This window comes from Clostridium ihumii AP5, from assembly GCF_000612845.1.
In the GTDB taxonomy this organism is placed as follows: Bacteria; Bacillota; Clostridia; order Clostridiales; family Clostridiaceae; genus Clostridium_J; species Clostridium_J ihumii.
The window spans coordinates 124,480-142,951 of record NZ_CCAT010000045.1 but is presented as its reverse complement, the minus strand read 5'-3'; the positions used below and the strand labels follow the sequence as shown (position 1 = coordinate 142,951).

Below are 18,472 nucleotides of genomic sequence, written 5' to 3'. Positions count from 1 at the left end.
AGATTTTAAACTCAGCACTTTTTTATGCAGGATGGGGTAAACCACTATGAGGATTGTTGTAATTTACAAATTCTAAGTCTTTACCTTTATTAAAATATTCACAACCATTAAATGGGGATAATCTATTATATATTGCGCCAGCTAATGGATTGTGGATTTTTTTATAATAACAATATATTTCTTCAGATAATATATTTGTAGGATATTCTCTTCCTTGTATTTTAAAACTATCAACATAAGGTTCAAACATATAAATATATTCTGGTGGTATATATATTAAATCATCTTTATTAATATTTTTTAGACAAGGAACTTTTGATGATGTTTCTTTAGTACTACTCCAATGGTCTTTAGCAGATTTACAATTATAAACACAATAAGAATTTGCTATTAATGTATATTTATAAAAGCTAGGCAATTCTTTTAGTTTGCATAATGCTCTGTTAAATGGAAAGTGCAAAACTATTTTGTCATACATAGAATAATCATTTTCCCATAGATCTTTTGCAGATAATATCTTGGTAATTGAAGCTACTACTTTAAGCTTAGAGTCTATTTTTTTTATATTTTTAGCAAGTTCATCAGAATTCACGATAAAAGAATCTACTCCAAGTTTTAAATAATAGTCTAGTATATTACTAGCTATAGGGGTATCCTCTTGAAAGAGTATAGCTGGTTTTATTCCATGTTTTTGTATTTCTTTTATAAAGTTTGTATAATCATCTCGTGAATTTGGAACGGTGTATGTCCAATTTGATTTAGCAACTCCTTCAACATGACTTCTAGCATTACTACTATCATCTTTGAAAGGTGATAAAAATAAAAATTCAATCCAGTCTTTATCTATATTGTCATCAATAAAATTTAGTAAATTTAAATCAAAATTAAATGGTAATTCGTATTTTACCATAATAACACCTCTTTATATGTAAAATTATTCAATAAAATTACTTTTAATACCTTTTAATTTTACTCCTGAAAAATCAAAAATTATAATTTAATTTAGGGTTGTTTTAACCTAAAAATAGTTATTTCAACTTATTATATGTAAGTTATCTTATTTATTTACAAATTTATAAAAAATAATCATAAAATTAGATATTTTACTTAAAAGTTATTAGAATATAATTTATAAGATAAAATGTAAAGTAAGAAGGAGATAAATAATGAAAAATAAAGTGTTAGTAGATTTTGAAGTTATAGAAAATCTTACAAAACTAGATAAAAAAAATTTGATTGAAAGAGCATTAAAACTTTCGGAGGAAGTAGGAGAAGTATCTGAGGCAATATTAAGTTATTCAAATGCATGTGGATGTGGATATAAGAATAAAGATAAAAAAGATGTAATTGAAGAATGTTTAGATGTAATTATAGTTGCAACTTCTTTAATAAGTCAAGTTAGTGATAATGATGTAGATGAAAAGTTAGTAGAAGAGTTGTATTCTAAAAAAATAAATAAATGGAAACAGAAATCTGAAGAATAAAAATAATATATAAAAAACTCTAGGTAAAGTAGAACACCTAGAGTTTTTTTAAAAAATGCTATATTTGAATAGATTTTAATATTAAAATAGAAATTTAAAATATTTGGAAATATAATTGACAAAATATTCAGAAATGATTAAACTTAAAATTAAGTTAATTAAGTATACTAATTAAACTAAATTAATTTTATATTTCAAGATGAGGTGAGGAAAGTGACTAAAAAACAATATGATGTAATAGTTATTGGATCAGGTGTAGTTGGTAGTGCTATTGCAAGAGAACTTTCAAGATATGATTTAAATGTAGGGGTATTAGAAAAAGAATTGGATGTAGTATGCGAAACTAGTGGGAGAAATAGTGGAGTACTTCATGCTGGCTTTAACAATAAACCAGGTTCGCTTATGGCAAAATTTTGTGTAGAAGGAAATCAGGGTTTTGATAAAGTAGCAAAAGAACTTAATATACCTTTTAAAAGAACTGGTAAGTTAGTAACTGGTTTTAGTGATGAAGATATAAAAGTATTGGAAGAGCTAAAAGAAAAAGGAGATAAAAATGGTGTTAAAGGTTTAGAAATTGTATCTGAAAAAAGAATTAAGGAATTAGCACCAAATGTTAAAGGAACAAAAGCATTATATTCGCCAATGACAGGAATATTGGATCCATTTATATACACGATTGCATTAGCTGAAAATGCATGTGAAAATGGAGTTGAATTTTATTTAGGTAGAGAAGTTAAAGAGATAAAGAGAAAAGAACAATACTATGAAATTATAACAAATAAAGAAACATATTTTACTAAATGGGTAATAAATAGTGCTGGATTAAATTCAGATAAAATAGCTAGAGTGTTAGGGATTACAGACTATACAATATATCCATGTAGAGGAGAATATTTTATTTTAGATCAAAAGGCAGGAAAATATTTAAATATTCCAGCATATCCAGTACCAAATAAAAAAGAAGGTGGACTAGGAATACATCTTACACCTTCAATACATGGAAATATATTTATAGGTCCAAGTGCTGATTATATAGATGAAAATGATAACTATTCAGCTACTGAAGAAGTTATGGACATGCTTGTTAGGGAAGGTAGAAAAATATTACCACAAATAAAAAGAGAACATTTTATTAGAAATTTTTCAGGTATTAGACCAAAACTTGTTAGTAAAGAAAAAGGGGGATACGCTGATTTTGTAATTGAGGAAAGAAAAGAAATACCAAATGTAATTAATTTAGTGGGAATTGAATCTCCAGGATTAACATCAGCAGTACCTATTGCAAGATATGTAGTAGAAAAAATAAAAAACAAGGAAACTTTAAAAGAAAATAAGAAATTTAATCCTATAAGAAAAGGTATAGTGAAATTTTCAGAGCAGTCAGAAGAAAAACAAGCAGAATTAATAAGAGAAAATCCAGATTATGGTGAAATAATTTGTAGATGTGAAACTATTACTAAAGCAGAAATACTTAGTGCTGTTAGAAATCCTTTAGGGGTAGGTACTGTAACTGGAATTAAATATAGAACTAGGGCTATGATGGGAAGATGTCAAGGAGGATATTGTCAAACTAGAATTGCAGAAATTATTATGAAAGAAAAAAATAGTAATACAGATGAATTAAAATATTCAAGGGAAAATGGAAAGATGTTTGTAGGGAAGGTGAGATAATGGAAGCTATATTAAAAGATGCAATTATTATTGGTGCAGGGCCTGCAGGACTTGCAGCTGCTTTGAAATTAAAAGAAAAAGGGATAGATGACATACTGATATTAGAGAGAGAAAATAAGGAAGGCGGTATACTAAGACAATGTATTCACGATGGGTTTGGTCTTGTAAGATTTAATGAAGCACTTAGTGGGCCCGAATATGCAAATAGGTTTGCATTATTAGTTAAAAGTGCAAATATTGAAGTAGAAACAGGTGCAACTGTAATAAATCTTACTAATAATAAAGAAGTTGTAGCAGCTACAAGAAATGGACTTAAAAAGTATAAAGCTAAAGTGGTTGTTTTAGCTATGGGATGCAGAGAAAGGACAAGAGGAGCAATTAGCATTCCAGGTACTAGACCAGCAGGTGTATTTACAGCAGGGGTAGCTCAAAATTATATGAACTTAAAAAATATTATGGTAGGAAAAAAAGTAGTTATATTAGGTTCTGGAGATATAGGACTTATAATGGCAAGAAGACTTACATTAGAAGGTGCAAAAGTTTTAGCAGTAATAGAAAAGTTACCATATCCAAGTGGACTTCCAAGAAATATTCAGCAATGTTTAAATGATTATGATATTCCATTATATTTAAGTCATACAGTAACTAATATTAAAGGGAAAGAAAGATTAGAATCTGTAATTGTAAGTAAGATAGATGAAAAAGGACAAGTAGTAAATGGTAGTGAGACAGAATATAAATGTGATACTTTAATATTGTCAGTAGGTCTTATTCCAGAAAATGAATTATCAATTAAAGCAGGTGTTGAACTTGATGAAAGGACTAAAGGACCAATTGTAGATGAAAACCTACAAACTAGTGTTGAGGGAATTTATGCTGCTGGCAATGTACTTCATGTACATGATTTAGTTGACTTTGTATCTAATGAGGGAGAAAAATTAGGTGAGTCAGCAGCAAGATATATAAGGTGTCAAAATGAAGAGAAAAGCAAAATACTTGTAAGTGGAGATAAAACTATTAATAATGTAGTTCCACAAAAAATAAGTGGTGAAAAAGATATAGAAATTTCTTTAAGAGTATCAAAACCTTCAAGAGATGGTGCTATAGAGATTAGACAAGGTGATAAACTAATTAAAGTGAAAAAACTTAAAAAATTAAATCCAGCTGAAATGATACACATAACATTAAAAAAAGAAGAAATTATTAGCAAAGAACATATTAAGGTGGTGGCTGTTTAATGAAAAAAGAAATGACATGCATAATTTGTCCTAATGGATGTGAATTGTGTTTAGATATAGAAGGAAAAAACATAAAAAATATAATTGGAGCATCTTGTAAAAGAGGTATAGAGTATGCATCACAGGAGATAACAAATCCTAAGAGAACAATTGCATCATTAATTAAGGTTAAAAATGGTGAAGAATCTTTAGTTAGTGTGAGAACTAATAAAGCTATACCTAAAGAAAAGATATTTGATGTTATGAAAGAAATTAAAAACAAAGAGATTGAAGCACCTATAAAAGTAAATGAAATAATTATTGAAAATGTTTTAGGGCTTAATTCAAATATTATTGCAACAAAAAATATATGTAAGAAATAGATTTGTAAAAATTTCAAATGTGAATTAGAATTATCATATAAAAAATAAAAACAATAGTTTAGTATAATAATAAAATTACTAAGGGGGATTGTTATGGAGCTTTTAACTGCATTTGGGAGTATATTTAGTATTATAATAATGATAGCTATTGGATATATTTTGACTAAAAAGGAATGGATAGATAAAAAGGGAGCAAAATTATTTTCAAGAATTGTAATAAATGTATCCTTACCAGCATTAATGATCAATAATCTTATGTCTGATTTTGACAGAGCAAAACTTTTAAGTTTAGGTAAAGGATTAATAGTGCCATTTCTTTCAATAGCACTTACTTATTTGATTGGTAAAGTGTTTATAAAAGTGTTTAATATTACACCTAAGAGAAAAGGAACATTTTTATCAATGTTTTTCGTATCAAATACTATATTTATAGGATTACCAGTTAATTTAGCATTGTTTGGTTCAGAAAGTGTACCTTATGTTTTATTATATTATATAGCAAATACTACATTTTTCTGGACTATAGGAGTTTTTGAAATAAGCAAGGATGGTGGTGGAGAGCTACAAGGCTTTTTATCACTAAACACATTAAAAAGAATATTTTCACCTCCGTTAATGGGATTTATAGTTGCTATAATATTAATTATGTTAGCAGTTCCAGTACCTAAATTTATCATGGATACTTGCAAATATTTAGGTAACTTAACTACACCTTTATCAATGCTATTTATAGGTAACACAATGTTTTATATAAATTTAAAAGGGTTACATTTTGATAAAGATATATGGGGTGTTTTATTAGGAAGATTTATTATATCACCATTATTAGTTGTAGTATTATGCAAATTCTTTCCATTACCTAGTCTTATGGCAAAAGTATTTATTATACAAGCGGCAATGCCTGTAATGACTAATACAGCTATAGTATCAAAATCATATGATGCTGATTATCAATATGCAGCTATTATGATTACAATATCTACAATATTGAGTTTATTTATAATTCCTATATATAAAATACTTTTACAATAAAATATAATATTAGTCATATAAAAAATCACCAACCTTAAAAGTAGTTGGTGATTTTTATATTTAAAACAAATTAAATTTAATTTGTTTTAAATGTGTTATGAAAAACACTCGGAAGTTCTTTTGTAACACCATATGCGTGTTCAAGATGGCTACGCATAGCATTTCTGGCTAGTTCTTCATTTCTAGATATAAGTGCGTCATAAATAGCTTTATGCTTTTCTATAGTATTGTTTCTATCATCATTTGTTAATGCCATATGTATTTGCTCTAATTGGTCATAAATTAAAGCATTGAGTGTATTCATTAACTTACAACATAATTCATTTTTAGAACTGTTTAAAATAGTTATATGAAATAATTGATCAAGTTTAGTAAAATTTTTAATGTCGCTTTTGTCTAAATCAATTAATTTATTTGATATATCCTTTAGTTTATTAAAATCTTCATCTGTTGCTCTTTTAGCTGCTAAACCAACCATTTCTAGTTCAATAGACATTCTAAGTTCAAATAAATCAGTATTACTTGTTTTTTCAAATGCCAATATATAAGTTAAAGGTAAGTAATAATTGTTGTTTTTAGGGTCACTAATTGATATTCCTTTTCTTGGAGAAACAACTACAATTCCAAGGAACTCCATGACACGTAAAGCTTCACGCAATGTTGGTCGACTAACATTTAATATTTCCATTAACTCTGGTTCGTTATATAATTTTTCACCATATTCAAGTTGGTTACTAATTATTAGGTTAATAAATGTTTCGATTATCTGAAAATATGCTTTTTTATTTCTTATTGGTTGTATATTTAAGTTATTCATGATTCACCTCAAAATATTTTTTGTTATATTAATAAAAAATAGTAGAAAAACTTCAATTGATTTATGTTTAATAATTATTTAGGTAATAAAATAGAATTAAATTAAAGCTTGAAAGTAGTTCACTATATATGTATTATATACTTTATTTTAAATGTTAGGTTATGAAGTGTCTATAAAGATGTATAAATTTAAAATTGTATGCATATTAAAATTTGTGAAGTTTTAGTAAATACTTTATTTATTATTAAAGTTATAGTTTAATAATACGAGTATATTTTAGTTAAGGTTCAAATAATATTAATGAAATTACAGTAAAATAAATTATTTTTATAATGTTTTTCTTATAAAAGAAGTACAAATAAAATAGATAGTTTTTTGTATACATAGAATACATATAATGGATTAATTATATGTATTCTATGTAGTTTTTTCGTGGAAATAAAGTTAATTTAAAAAAGAGCAGCTTTTAGCTTAAAAAAATATTTGAATCTACAATACTTATAGATGAAAGAAAGGGCGAAGTACAAATGAATTTAAAAAAAATTAAATTATCAACTAAGCTTATAATGGGCTTTGGAATGATTATATGTCTTATGATGATAATATCATTGACAACTATATTTGAATTAAAGGGTATAGAAAAATCATTAGCAGAAATAACTATAACAAATAGTGAAAAACAAGAAGTTATAAATAATATGAGAGCAGATATAAATGAAATATCAATATCTATAAGAAATTTATGTATTAGTAATAGCAACGAATTTATGAAAATGCAAAAAGAAAATATAGATAAAAAAGTAGAGGATTATATGAAGTTAGAATCCCAACTTAAAGAAAACATTACAAGACCACAAGGCAAAGAAATAATGGCTAAGATTGAAAAAAGCAGAGTGGATGGAATAAATATAGTATACAAGGCTATTGAAGATGGTATGAAGGAAAATGTAAGTAATAAAGAATTAGAAAATATAGTATCAAGTTTAGAAACACAAGGAAATCAATGGTCAATAGATATAAATGAAATGCTAAATTGGATAAATGATATAAGTAAAGGAGTAGCAGGCAAAACTAGCTCTGATATGAATAGGTTTATAAGCATTTTAGGAGTTTTATCTATTGTAGGAATAGGAATAGGAGTTTTCTTTGGATATTTAATATTAAAAACTATAAAAGAACAAATGAGGGAAGTTGCAGAGGCTACTAAAAAGATAGAAGATGGAGATTTAAGTGTAGAAATAAAATGCTATGCTAAAGATGAAATAGGTCAGACAGTAATAGCTATTAACAATGCAATTAAAAAGTTAAAAGAAACAATGATTTCAGTAAAAAGTGAAAGTAATGATATAGCAAAAAGTGTTAAAGTCACTAGTGAAATGTTTAATGATGTATATGATGAAATACAACAGGTATCAGCATCAACAGAAGAAATATCTGCTGGAATGGAGGAATCTTCAGCATCAGTTCAAGAAATTACATCTATGGCAAATACAGTTAAGCAAGAGGCAGAAACATCTTCAGAAAGGGCTAAAGAAGGTCTTGATATAGCTATTGGTATACAAAAAAGAGCTGAAAGTATAAAAAATAATTCATCTAAATCTAAAGAGAATGCTGAAAAAATATATGAAATTTCAAAAAATAAACTTGAAAAAGCTATAGAAGATTCTAAAGTTGTAGAAAATATTTTAGATATGGCTAATAGTATTTTAGGAATATCAGAACAAACTAATCTTTTAGCATTAAATGCAGCTATAGAAGCAGCTAGAGCAGGGGAACATGGAAAAGGATTTGCTGTAGTTGCAGAAGAGGTTAGAAAACTTGCAGAAGAATCATCTAATGCTGTTACAGAAATACAAAGTAATGTTAATAAGGTTTTAGGTGCAGTTGAAGAACTTTCAAGTTCTTCAAAAGAAGTGTTAAAATTTATAGAACTAGATGTACTTAAAGATTATAATGAACTTATAAATGTTAGTATTGAATATAAAAATGATGGAGATACTGTGAAAGATTTAGTAGAAAATTTTGCTAAGGTAGCAGAGAATGTTTCAAATTCAATAGATAATATAGTAATGAGTATGGAAGAAGTATCTACTTCTGTAGCACAAGTTACTGCATCATCAGGTGATATAGCTGAGAGCGTTTCAATGGTGAATAATAAAAATAATACTATTGTAAACGAAACAGAAAAAAATTCAGTAATAGCATCAAATTTAATTGAGTCTGTATCTCAATTTAAACTAGATTAAAAATATAGAGGATTATGGATTTTGTTTTAAATAATTAAATCCATAATCCTTTTTTATTAAAGTTGCAAAGCAAATTAGTTGAAAACAATATAAAAATAGCAATAAACTTTAATTATAACAGTATCATTTTATAAAAGGGTTAGTTTAAATTTGAGATTGGAAGCCTATGGTGAAATATGTTAATATTTAACTATGTATACATTTGGTAAAAGTTTTGAAAGGTGAATGAGAATATGAAAATAAGAAAAAGAAAGCTTTTGGAAGTAATAGTAGTTACAGTGTTAACAATGTTAGTTATTATTTTTTTCGATAAAGAAGATCCAAAGAAATATATTGAATTGGGAAGTAGTGAAAAATATTATTACGCTATTTATGAAAAGCCATATTATAATAAGGTACGTTTAAAATTAGAGATTTATGATAGAAAAACTAATAAAAGGAAAATCAAAGATATAAAAATAAATGGAACTAATAGTGTTATAGGTTTTAGTAAAATTAGGGTAGATGATAATACAATACTAATTTCAGATATTAATGGTCAAAAAATTGCAGGAATATCCTTGACTGATGGAGAAGAAAAAATTTTATTGGAAAAATTGTTTGATGAAAAAAATATATATTGTATAAGAAATTTTTCAATATACGATGATAACTTGGTTTATTCATATTTTACTGAAGGAAAAGGATTTATAGAATTAAAAAATATAAATAGTAATGAAACTAAAGTAATAGCAGAGATTGAAGATGCTATGGAAATGCCAGTTAATATTTATAAAGATAATTTAATATGGATAAATAAAGGCTATATAAATGTATATAATTTAAATAGTAAAGAAACTAAAAAAATTTTTAAGTGTGAAGAAAATAATTCATTAATTATGCAGGATGATAAAATATATATAATAAAAGAATCAGAAACTAATTTAAATAAATTAATTGAAGTTGATTTAAATGGAAATGAAAAAACTATTGTTGAATCTAAATATATAATTCACGATTTATATTTAGATAGCAATAGATTAGTTTTTCATACAAATATAACAGGAGAATTTAAGAAGTTTTTTTATGATTTAGATAAAGAAAAATTATATTATTTTATAGGAGAATCCAATATATATAATTCTAGATTAATGGGAGATTATATATATAATTGTAATAATAAAAAAAGTAAAAAAATTATTTTAAATGAAGACTATATAGAATATACAGAATAGAACGTGCTTTTAAGCGCGTTCTATTTTTGTTAAATATAGAGAAAATACTTAATTACCATAATTTATACATTATATTTCGCGATAAATTTTGATAGAATTAAAATTAAGGCTAAAAACATAAATGAATTTAAAAACACAATAACACTAATACTAATATAAAAAAGGAAGTGTTAAATATGAGTAAAGAAAACATACTGTGTTTATGCAATCATATAACAGAAGAACAGATTATTGAAGCTGTTGAAAATGGAGCTGGAAGTATAGATGAAATAAAAGAGAAAACTCTTGCAGCTACAGGGATTTGCAATGGTTGTAGATGTATCTATAAGATTAAAAGAATTATAGAAGAACATAATTAAAAAAATATTTAATATAACAGAAAAAAATCTGTTGCAATTTTAAAATAGGTATGATATTATTTATTCAACAAGAGTTATTACATAATATTCATTATTAATAAATAATGAATTAAAGATAAGAAAAGAGGTAGCTATTTATGCAAGAACAATGGAAAAACTTTAAACAAGGAAATTGGACAAAAAAAATAGACGTAAGAAATTTCATTCAAACAAACTATACTCCATATGAAGGGGATAGCAGTTTCTTAAAAGGCGCTACTGAAAATACTAAAAAACTATGGGATGAAGTAAGTGAATTATTTAAAAAAGAAAGAGATAATGGCGGAGTTTTAGATGTTGATACAAAAACAGTATCTGATATAAACGCATATGATCCAGGATATATAGATAAAGCAATTGAAAAAATAGTTGGAGTTCAAACAGATGCACCATTAAAAAGAGCTGTAATGCCATATGGTGGAATAAGAATGGTTGAAACTTCTTGTAAAGCTTATGGATATGAAGTAGATCCTTCAATACCAGAAATATTTACTAAATATAGAAAAACTCACAATCAAGGAGTTTTTGATGCTTATACAAAAGATATGAGAGCAGCTAGAAAATATGGAATCATAACAGGACTTCCAGATGCTTATGGTAGAGGAAGAATAATAGGAGACTATAGAAGAGTTGCACTTTATGGTGTTGATAGATTAATACAAGATAAAATAGAGCAAAAAGATACATTAGAAGTAAGCTGTATAGATGAAGAAGTTATCAGATTAAGAGAAGAAATTTCTGATCAAATAAAAGCTTTAGAAGAATTAAAAGGATTAGCTTTAACATATGGTTTAGATATATCAAAACCAGCTACAAATGCAAAAGAAGCTATTCAATGGTTATACTTTGGATATTTAGGTTCAATAAAACAACAAAATGGAGCAGCAATGTCACTTGGTAGAACATCTACATTTATAGATATCTACATTCAAAGAGATTTAGAAGCTGGATTAATAACAGAAGAAGAAGCACAAGAGTTAGTAGATCATTTTGTAATGAAATTAAGACTTGTTAAATTCTTAAGAACTCCAGAATATAATGACTTATTCTCAGGAGACCCAACTTGGGTAACAGAGTCAATTGGTGGTATGGGACTAGATGGTAGAACTTTAGTTACTAAGAACTCATTTAGAATATTAAATACATTATATACTTTAGGAGCTTCACCAGAACCAAACTTAACAGTTTTATGGTCAACACATTTACCACAAGGATTTAAGGATTTCTGCTCAAAAGTTTCAATAGACACAAGTTCTGTTCAATACGAGAATGATGATTTAATGAAACCATACTGGGGAGACGATTATGCAATAGCTTGCTGTGTATCTGCTATGAGAGTTGGAAAGCAAATGCAATTCTTCGGAGCAAGAGTTAACTTAGCTAAAACATTACTTTACACTATAAATGGTGGAAGAGATGAGAAGAGTGGAGTACAAGTTGGTCCTAAAATGGAAGGCATTTCAAGTGAATACTTAAATTATGATGAAGTAATGGAAAAATTTGATGTTATGACAGATTGGTTAGCAAACCTTTATGTAAATACATTAAATGTAATTCACTACATGCACGATAAATATTCTTATGAATCATTACAAATGGCATTACATGACAGAGATGTATTTAGAACAATGGCATGTGGAATAGCTGGATTATCTGTATGTGCAGATTCATTATCAGCAATTAAATATGCTAAAGTTAAGCCAATAAGAAATGAAGAAGGAATAGCAGTTGACTTTGAAATAGAAGGAGACTATCCAAAATACGGAAATGATGATGATAGAGTTGATGATATAGCAGTATTCTTAGTTGAAAACATGATGAACAAAATCAGAAAGAATAAGACATACAGAAATGCATACCATACTCAATCAGTATTAACTATAACATCAAACGTAGTTTATGGTAAGAAAACAGGAACTACACCTGATGGAAGAAAAGCAGGAGAGCCATTTGCACCAGGAGCTAACCCAATGCACGGAAGAGATAACAGTGGTTCATTAGCATCATTAAATTCAGTTGCTAAATTACCATATGAAGATTCTCAAGATGGAATATCAAACACATTCTCAATAATTCCAGATGCATTAGGAAAATCTGCTGATGAGAGAATAACAACTTTAAGTGCTATGATGGACGGATACTTTAGTCAAAATGCACATCACTTAAATGTTAATGTGTTCAATAGAGAAACATTATTAGATGCAATGGATCATCCAGAGTTATACCCTCAATTAACAATCAGAGTATCTGGATATGCAGTTAACTTCATAAAATTAACTAGAGAACAACAATTAGATGTTATAAATAGAACATTCCATAAAAAAATGTAATATAAAAAATATGTAAAAAATAGACTTAGGGATTATATCTCTAAGTTTATTTTTTTATGTTGACTTTAACGTAACGGAAAACATTATAATTTAAATATAGTTAACTAAGAAGTTTATTTATGGAGGTAAAAAATATGCTTTCAATAGGAGAATTCTCTAAAATTTGTGGAGTGACAACAAGAACTTTAAGACATTATGATGACATTAATCTTATAAAACCTAAAAGAATAAATGAGGAAAATGGATATAGATTTTATGATATATCTCAAATTCGTAAGATGCTTTTAATCAATAGACTCAAAGGATATGACTTTTCTCTTGAGGAGATAGCCTCTATTATGAAAAAAAATAATGATAAGTATACGTTACAAAAGATAACAGAAAAATTAACTTATATAAATGAAAAAATTAGTCAATATGAAAATATGGGAAAAAGTATTAAAGAGGATATTGTAAATTTAAGAAATGGAGTGGATATAATGGCATTTATTGAGAATATAAGTGTAGAATTAGTTACAAAAGAGGACCAAATAATATTATCTAGTAGACAAAGAATGAGCACTGAGGATTATGGAAAGTATATAGGAAGATTATTTGAAATAGTAAGTAAAGAAAAAATTAAAGTGATAGGAGCACCAATGTCTATTTATCATGATACGGAATTTAATCATTTAGATAATGATACAGAGGTAGCAATTCCTGTATTACAAGAATGTAAAAATACAAGAATATTAAAAGGTGGTTTATGTGCAAAAGGTATTTGTAAAGGAGCATATTCAAATCTAAATAATGTATATGGAAAATTAATGGAGTGGGTAGAGAAAAATAATTATAAATTAATAGATGCTCCTTATGAGCAATATATAAAAGGCTTTACAACTACAAATAATATAGATGAATTTATAACAGAAGTATATTTTCCAATTAAAAAAATTAAATAGAGTAAAAAAGGCTGTAGTAAAATACAGTCTTTTTATATTTTAAATTAAGGAATCTATAAAGTTTATTATTTCATTTTGAACAGTTTTACACTTTATAAGTTCACCTTTAATTGAACTTTGATTATAATTATGACTTTGAAGAAGAAGAACAGACTCATAGGTATACTTCTTTTCTTCATTAAGTAAGATATTCACAGTATCTAATCCACCAGACGTTTTGTTTCCTAGAACAATAAAGGCTTTTTTTACATCAGTATAATTTTTATAAAATGTATCACTTTTAAAAACGCATTGGGAACGTTCTCTAAAAGCAAAGTACAATGAAGGTGGAGCTTCACTATATGTAGGTACTAAAAAAATAGTTAAATCACTATTTATTATTTTGTTATATATTAATTCTATATCATCATTAATATAAGGACAAAGTAAAGAAGAATTAAAACATTGATAATTACAGTTAAAACATCCATGTATGTTTAAATTCTTTATATTTATTGATGAAACTGAATGTGTATCATAATGGTGAGTTATAAATTTTAAAATACCATTACAATTGCCATTGTCTCTTCCACTAAAAGATAACAAAAGAATATTCATAAAAAGATTACCCCCATATTTAACATTTCAAAAACATAATATCATAAACTTATTAAAATAAAATTAAATTTTAACTATAGAAATATAAATTTGTTATATAAATAGAAGTATTTAGTGTTTTTTTTATCAAACATAGTATTTAGAAAACAATTACATTGTAAGGCTTATGAGAAAAGAAATTATGATAAAAGTGATGGTTTGAAAAATAAAAGAATGAAAATAGAATGTATTTAAGTAACTTAAAGCTACTTAAATACATACAATAAATAAAATAATAAAATATAAAAATATATTGACAATAGTTAGATAACATAATATTATAAATGTAAGGGGATTGTTATAAATATAACAGGTGAATTTTCAATATTTAGAATTTTAAGCAAATTTATAAAATTATAAATATTTTACAATAGGGGGGTTATTATGTGTAATGAAAATTTAAATACAATTGGGGAAAATATATTTTATATATCTATAATGGATGTAGATAATAAAAGGCATACTGTAGCAAATATTAGACAATGTGATGAAATTAAGCGTTTCAACCCATTAGGAGATAAGGATATGCTTGTTACAGATATAAGTTTAAAGTATATAGCTAATTTTAAATATTATAATAAGTGGTTTTTAGGAGAAATTACTGAAAATGTATCAATTAATGAAAGTATACATTTTGAATCACCTTTAAAATTAGAATTAGCAGTAGAGGGAATTTTAAATCAAAGTGGATTACAACATTTATTGAATAAATAGATTTTAGAATTAATTTTAAGCCTATAAAAAAATTAGATAGATATAAAAAATCAAGTATGTTTTAATACTTGATTTTTTATTTTATAAGCATTGGAATTATTACATTTGTATATATATGTAGTAATATATATAATGAAAATGGTGTAGACAATTAACTTAATAACATATTTAAATCATCCTCAGTCATTTTTGAAATTATATTATCAGAAGAAGCATTTTCTTCAACAGTCATATTAAAAATTTCTTGTTTTTTGGATTGAAGTATTTGAATTTTTTCTTCAATTGTTCCTTTAGTTATAAGTTTTATTACATCAACTTTTTTAGTTTGACCAATTCTATGGGCGCTATCGGTAGCTTGGTTTTCAACAGCTGGATTCCACCAAGGATCAAAATGAATTACAGTATCAGCACTAGTAAGATTAAGTCCATTTCCTCCAGCTTTTAATGAAATTAGAAATACACTACCTACACCAGAATTAAATTTATTAACAAGTTCTAATCTCTCAGAACTTTTAGTACTTCCATCTAGGTATAAAAAATATATATTTCTATCTTCAAGTTGTTTTGATATATTTTTTAAAGTAGAAGTAAATTGAGAAAAAATAAGAACTCTATGATTTTCGGAAATGCTAGAATCTAAAATTTCCATAAGAGAATCAACTTTAGAACTACTTCCAGAATAATTTTCTATAAAACTAGATGGATCACAACATAATTGACGAAGTCGTGTTAATAATGAAAGTATTTTAAGTTTACTTTTATTAAATCCATTTGAATTTACTTCATTTTCTATTTCTTTTTTATAATTTTCAACATAAGAATAGTATAATTTTTTTTGTTCTTCATTTAAATCTATTAATATGGTTTGTTCCATTTTATCAGGAAGTTCTTTTAAAACTTCTTTTTTCCTTCTTCTCAGTATAAAAGGTTTTATATGTTTATTAAGCTCTTCAAGAGCATTTTTATCATTATTTTTAAATATTGGCTTTTCATAATTATTTTTAAATTTATTTAAGTTTAACATATATCCTGGCATTATAAAATCAAATATAGACCAAAGTTCAGTAAGAGAATTTTCTATAGGTGTTCCAGTAAGAGCAAACTTACCAGTAGCTCTAATTTCTTTAATAGCATTGGTTGTTAAAGAGTCAGGATTTTTTATTTGTTGTGCTTCATCTAAAAAACAGTATGAAAAATTAATTTTTTTATAATTATCTATATCAATTCTAACTAAGGGATAAGAAGTTATTATTACATCAAAATCAGATAGTAATTCTAATTTTGATAATCGTAAATCCTTATTACCACTAATAACTAAAGTTTTTATATGGGGAGCAAATTTATTAAATTCACTTTCCCAATTATAAACAAGTGATGTAGGACAAATAACTAAAGTTGGTTCTTTAAATTCTTTGTGTATAGAATCTATAAATGTTATTGATTGTAGTGTTTTACCAAGACCCATTTCATCAGCTAATATTCCACCAAATCCAAATTGAGAAAGAGTTTTAAACCATTTAAAACCTATCTCTTGATATTCCCTTAGTGATGCATTAATCGAAGAAGGTACTTTAAAATCACTTTCATCTACAGATTTGAAGTTTGTTATTAAATTTCTAAAATTTTTATTTTTTTCAACCTTTAATGTATTGTTGTTTTGAAATTTATTATCTAAATATAATGCATTATACTTAGATAACAATATACTATCATTTTCTAAATCTTTAGATTTTAAGTTCAAGTAATCAATTGTATTTGTAAAATTAACTAAATCAGGGTTATCTAACAACAAAAAAGAACCATTTTTAAGTCGATGATATTTTTTATTAAGTTTTATAGATTTTAAAACATCCTTCAATTCATTTTTACTAATATTATCTATTGAAAAAGAAAAATCTAACAAATTATTATCAGTTAATTTTATAGAAGAATTAATTCTCGAATTTTTATGTATTTTTAATGTTTTAAAATTTTCAGAGTAGTATATGATACATTGATTTTTAAGGTCATCAATGCCTTTAGATATAAAATTAATAATAGAACTTTCATCTTCCATATAATAAGAGGATTCTTTTTTATCAAAACCAAAAGTTTCAATAAATGAAAGTATAGAGGTTTCTTTTTCTATGTCTCTTATTATAAGTCCTTTAGAATCAATTGATTCATTTAATGGATTAAACTTTATATCACCATAACAAAATTCAATTTTTAATTCAATTGAGTCATCAATTTTATCAAGGTATAAATTAATAATTAGAGGATCATCTATTATAATTTCTTTAAGATTATCTGTTATATTAATTTTATTAGAAATTGCCTTTATTGTTGGAAGTATAATTTTTGATAATCTATTTATTTCATTTTCAGGAATAATTACTTTGTCACAATTGCAGAAAGCTTTTAAAAATTTTCTTTGATTTTCATTAGGGTAATATAGGGTAGAACCATATAAATAGTATTCACCATTGAAAATAGGAAATATATTTTTATCTTTCAAATTTACTGTGATTTCACTATTTCCCTTAGAAATGTCAAAGGAAATAGGTAGGTCTTCACATATAATGGTTTTAGCTCCAAAGTCAAAACTATTGTATTTTAGAAAAAACGACTTTTCTTTCAATATGTTAAAAAATCTCTTTCCAATAGAATTTGGCAATATAATATCCTTACCACTTATCAGATTTTTATTATTATAATAAGTGTTTGAATTAATATTTTGAATTTCTAGTATAGAACTAAGTAAAGAAAAAACTTCTTTATCTATTTTAGAAAATTTATGAATTTGAGGATTAAAGGTAAAGCCTTTTCCAAACTGTAGTGGTAAATTTGAGTCTAAACAGTTTAAAAAGTTTTTAATAGATTTAATTACATATTTTTTATTTTCACCTACCTTAAAGCTTAAAGAACAAATACAATCATTTTTTAATTCATTATTTATATTTAAATGAATTTCTAAATCTAATTCTTTTTTCTCAACATCAACTGAAGAAATATTTTCATTTATATTAGAAATTAAAGTTAAATAGTTTAGTTTATTTACTATTTCAGGTTGATTTGAAATTTCATAATTGTATTTTAGTGCCAATGCATAAATGTGAGTACAAGGTTCATTTGTGTCATAATCATCACAACTACAATGCATATTTAAAACTGAACCATCATGACTAACAGTAATACTAGTTTTATACAATGAATTATTTGAATCTTTAACTATTCCAGAAGCAAAGAAACAATTAATATCATTTACATCTATATTTGTTATAGCTACCTTATCTTTTCTAAATAAAGAACATCCATCTGAATATTTATAATAAAAACAATTTGCAAGTAATTTTTCAAAATCTACAGAAAACATATATTAATATACTCCTTTAAAACAAATATATATC

At 25.6% G+C, this 18,472-nt stretch carries 15 protein-coding genes; 11 read left to right on the top strand and 4 right to left on the bottom strand.

Features of this window, described 5'->3' with window-relative positions; all coding sequences use genetic code 11:
* Positions 1–22: 22 nt before the first annotated feature.
* Entirely contained in the window at positions 23–910 is an 888-nt protein-coding gene (locus BN346_RS20490) for a hypothetical protein (RefSeq protein WP_051540196.1), read from the bottom strand.
* A 256-nt stretch (positions 911–1,166) separates the two neighbouring features.
* Between BN346_RS20490 and BN346_RS08505 the strand changes: the two genes are divergently transcribed.
* From BN346_RS08505 to BN346_RS08485, 5 genes are all read left to right on the top strand, one after another.
* Positions 1,167–1,484: a MazG-like family protein gene (locus BN346_RS08505; RefSeq protein ID WP_040327867.1), complete on the top strand. Its 318-nt coding sequence runs from the start codon at positions 1,167–1,169 to the stop codon at positions 1,482–1,484.
* A 213-nt stretch (positions 1,485–1,697) separates the two neighbouring features.
* Complete coding sequence (locus BN346_RS08500; RefSeq protein ID WP_341350017.1) at positions 1,698–3,155, top strand: NAD(P)/FAD-dependent oxidoreductase; 1,458 nt, start codon at positions 1,698–1,700, stop codon at positions 3,153–3,155.
* Positions 3,155–4,393, top strand: a complete 1,239-nt coding sequence (locus tag BN346_RS08495; RefSeq protein ID WP_040327865.1) for an NAD(P)/FAD-dependent oxidoreductase — start codon at positions 3,155–3,157, stop codon at positions 4,391–4,393. The genes BN346_RS08500 and BN346_RS08495 overlap by 1 nt, the downstream gene beginning before the upstream one ends.
* Positions 4,393–4,755: a DUF1667 domain-containing protein gene (locus tag BN346_RS08490; RefSeq protein WP_040327864.1), complete on the top strand. Its 363-nt coding sequence runs from the start codon at positions 4,393–4,395 to the stop codon at positions 4,753–4,755. Before BN346_RS08495 ends, BN346_RS08490 begins: the two co-directional genes overlap by 1 nt.
* Before the next feature lie 93 nt (positions 4,756–4,848).
* Complete coding sequence (locus tag BN346_RS08485) at positions 4,849–5,787, top strand: AEC family transporter (protein ID WP_040327862.1); 939 nt, start codon at positions 4,849–4,851, stop codon at positions 5,785–5,787.
* A gap of 76 nt (positions 5,788–5,863) precedes the next feature.
* Here BN346_RS08485 and BN346_RS08480 read toward each other — a convergent pair whose 3' ends face one another.
* Positions 5,864–6,604 (bottom strand): FadR/GntR family transcriptional regulator, encoded by a 741-nt coding sequence (locus tag BN346_RS08480; RefSeq protein ID WP_040327860.1) that lies wholly within the window; start codon positions 6,602–6,604, stop codon positions 5,864–5,866.
* Between the two features lie 527 nt (positions 6,605–7,131).
* Between BN346_RS08480 and BN346_RS08475 the strand changes: the two genes are divergently transcribed.
* The 5 genes from BN346_RS08475 (at position 7,132) to BN346_RS08455 (ending at position 13,733) form a co-directional block, all read left to right on the top strand.
* On the top strand, positions 7,132–8,850 hold the full coding sequence (locus tag BN346_RS08475; RefSeq protein WP_040327859.1) for a methyl-accepting chemotaxis protein: 1,719 nt from the start codon (positions 7,132–7,134) through the stop codon (positions 8,848–8,850).
* Positions 8,851–9,083: 233 nt separating this feature from the next.
* On the top strand, positions 9,084–10,064 hold the full coding sequence (locus BN346_RS08470) for a hypothetical protein (RefSeq protein ID WP_040327858.1): 981 nt from the start codon (positions 9,084–9,086) through the stop codon (positions 10,062–10,064).
* Between the two features lie 176 nt (positions 10,065–10,240).
* The gene (locus tag BN346_RS08465) at positions 10,241–10,423 is read left to right on the top strand and encodes a (2Fe-2S)-binding protein (RefSeq protein WP_040327857.1); all 183 of its coding nucleotides are present in this window, start codon (positions 10,241–10,243) and stop codon (positions 10,421–10,423) included.
* Positions 10,424–10,560: 137 nt separating this feature from the next.
* Positions 10,561–12,792, top strand: a complete 2,232-nt coding sequence (pflB, locus tag BN346_RS08460; protein ID WP_040327856.1) for a formate C-acetyltransferase — start codon at positions 10,561–10,563, stop codon at positions 12,790–12,792.
* A gap of 134 nt (positions 12,793–12,926) precedes the next feature.
* On the top strand, positions 12,927–13,733 hold the full coding sequence (locus tag BN346_RS08455; protein ID WP_040327855.1) for a MerR family transcriptional regulator: 807 nt from the start codon (positions 12,927–12,929) through the stop codon (positions 13,731–13,733).
* A 39-nt stretch (positions 13,734–13,772) separates the two neighbouring features.
* Here the strand turns inward: BN346_RS08455 and BN346_RS08450 are convergent, their stop codons facing one another.
* Positions 13,773–14,330: an NAD(P)H-dependent oxidoreductase gene (locus BN346_RS08450; protein ID WP_040327853.1), complete on the bottom strand. Its 558-nt coding sequence runs from the start codon at positions 14,328–14,330 to the stop codon at positions 13,773–13,775.
* A gap of 423 nt (positions 14,331–14,753) precedes the next feature.
* Between BN346_RS08450 and BN346_RS08445 the strand changes: the two genes are divergently transcribed.
* Positions 14,754–15,083 carry a hypothetical protein gene (locus tag BN346_RS08445; protein ID WP_040327851.1) on the top strand — a complete coding sequence of 110 codons (330 nt, stop codon included), beginning with the start codon at positions 14,754–14,756 and terminating at the stop codon, positions 15,081–15,083.
* Between the two features lie 151 nt (positions 15,084–15,234).
* Here BN346_RS08445 and BN346_RS08440 read toward each other — a convergent pair whose 3' ends face one another.
* Positions 15,235–18,438, bottom strand: a complete 3,204-nt coding sequence (locus tag BN346_RS08440; RefSeq protein ID WP_051540194.1) for a DEAD/DEAH box helicase — start codon at positions 18,436–18,438, stop codon at positions 15,235–15,237.
* Between the last annotated feature and the right edge of the window lie 34 nt (positions 18,439–18,472).

Excerpts from the sequence above, each read along its gene's own strand:
- BN346_RS08450 (WP_040327853.1), bottom strand. The coding sequence starts at position 14,330 with ATGAATATTCTTTTGTTATCTTTTAGTGGAAGAGACAATGGCAATTGT.
- BN346_RS08490 (WP_040327864.1), top strand. The coding sequence starts at position 4,393 with ATGAAAAAAGAAATGACATGCATAATTTGTCCTAATGGATGTGAATTG.
- BN346_RS08455 (WP_040327855.1), top strand. The coding sequence starts at position 12,927 with ATGCTTTCAATAGGAGAATTCTCTAAAATTTGTGGAGTGACAACAAGA.
- pflB (WP_040327856.1), top strand. The coding sequence starts at position 10,561 with ATGCAAGAACAATGGAAAAACTTTAAACAAGGAAATTGGACAAAAAAA.
- BN346_RS20490 (WP_051540196.1), bottom strand. The coding sequence starts at position 910 with ATGGTAAAATACGAATTACCATTTAATTTTGATTTAAATTTACTAAAT.
- BN346_RS08445 (WP_040327851.1), top strand. The coding sequence starts at position 14,754 with ATGTGTAATGAAAATTTAAATACAATTGGGGAAAATATATTTTATATA.
- BN346_RS08505 (WP_040327867.1), top strand. The coding sequence starts at position 1,167 with ATGAAAAATAAAGTGTTAGTAGATTTTGAAGTTATAGAAAATCTTACA.
- BN346_RS08485 (WP_040327862.1), top strand. The coding sequence starts at position 4,849 with ATGGAGCTTTTAACTGCATTTGGGAGTATATTTAGTATTATAATAATG.
- BN346_RS08475 (WP_040327859.1), top strand. The coding sequence starts at position 7,132 with ATGAATTTAAAAAAAATTAAATTATCAACTAAGCTTATAATGGGCTTT.
- BN346_RS08465 (WP_040327857.1), top strand. The coding sequence starts at position 10,241 with ATGAGTAAAGAAAACATACTGTGTTTATGCAATCATATAACAGAAGAA.
- BN346_RS08440 (WP_051540194.1), bottom strand. The coding sequence starts at position 18,438 with ATGTTTTCTGTAGATTTTGAAAAATTACTTGCAAATTGTTTTTATTAT.
- BN346_RS08470 (WP_040327858.1), top strand. The coding sequence starts at position 9,084 with ATGAAAATAAGAAAAAGAAAGCTTTTGGAAGTAATAGTAGTTACAGTG.
- BN346_RS08495 (WP_040327865.1), top strand. The coding sequence starts at position 3,155 with ATGGAAGCTATATTAAAAGATGCAATTATTATTGGTGCAGGGCCTGCA.
- BN346_RS08480 (WP_040327860.1), bottom strand. The coding sequence starts at position 6,604 with ATGAATAACTTAAATATACAACCAATAAGAAATAAAAAAGCATATTTT.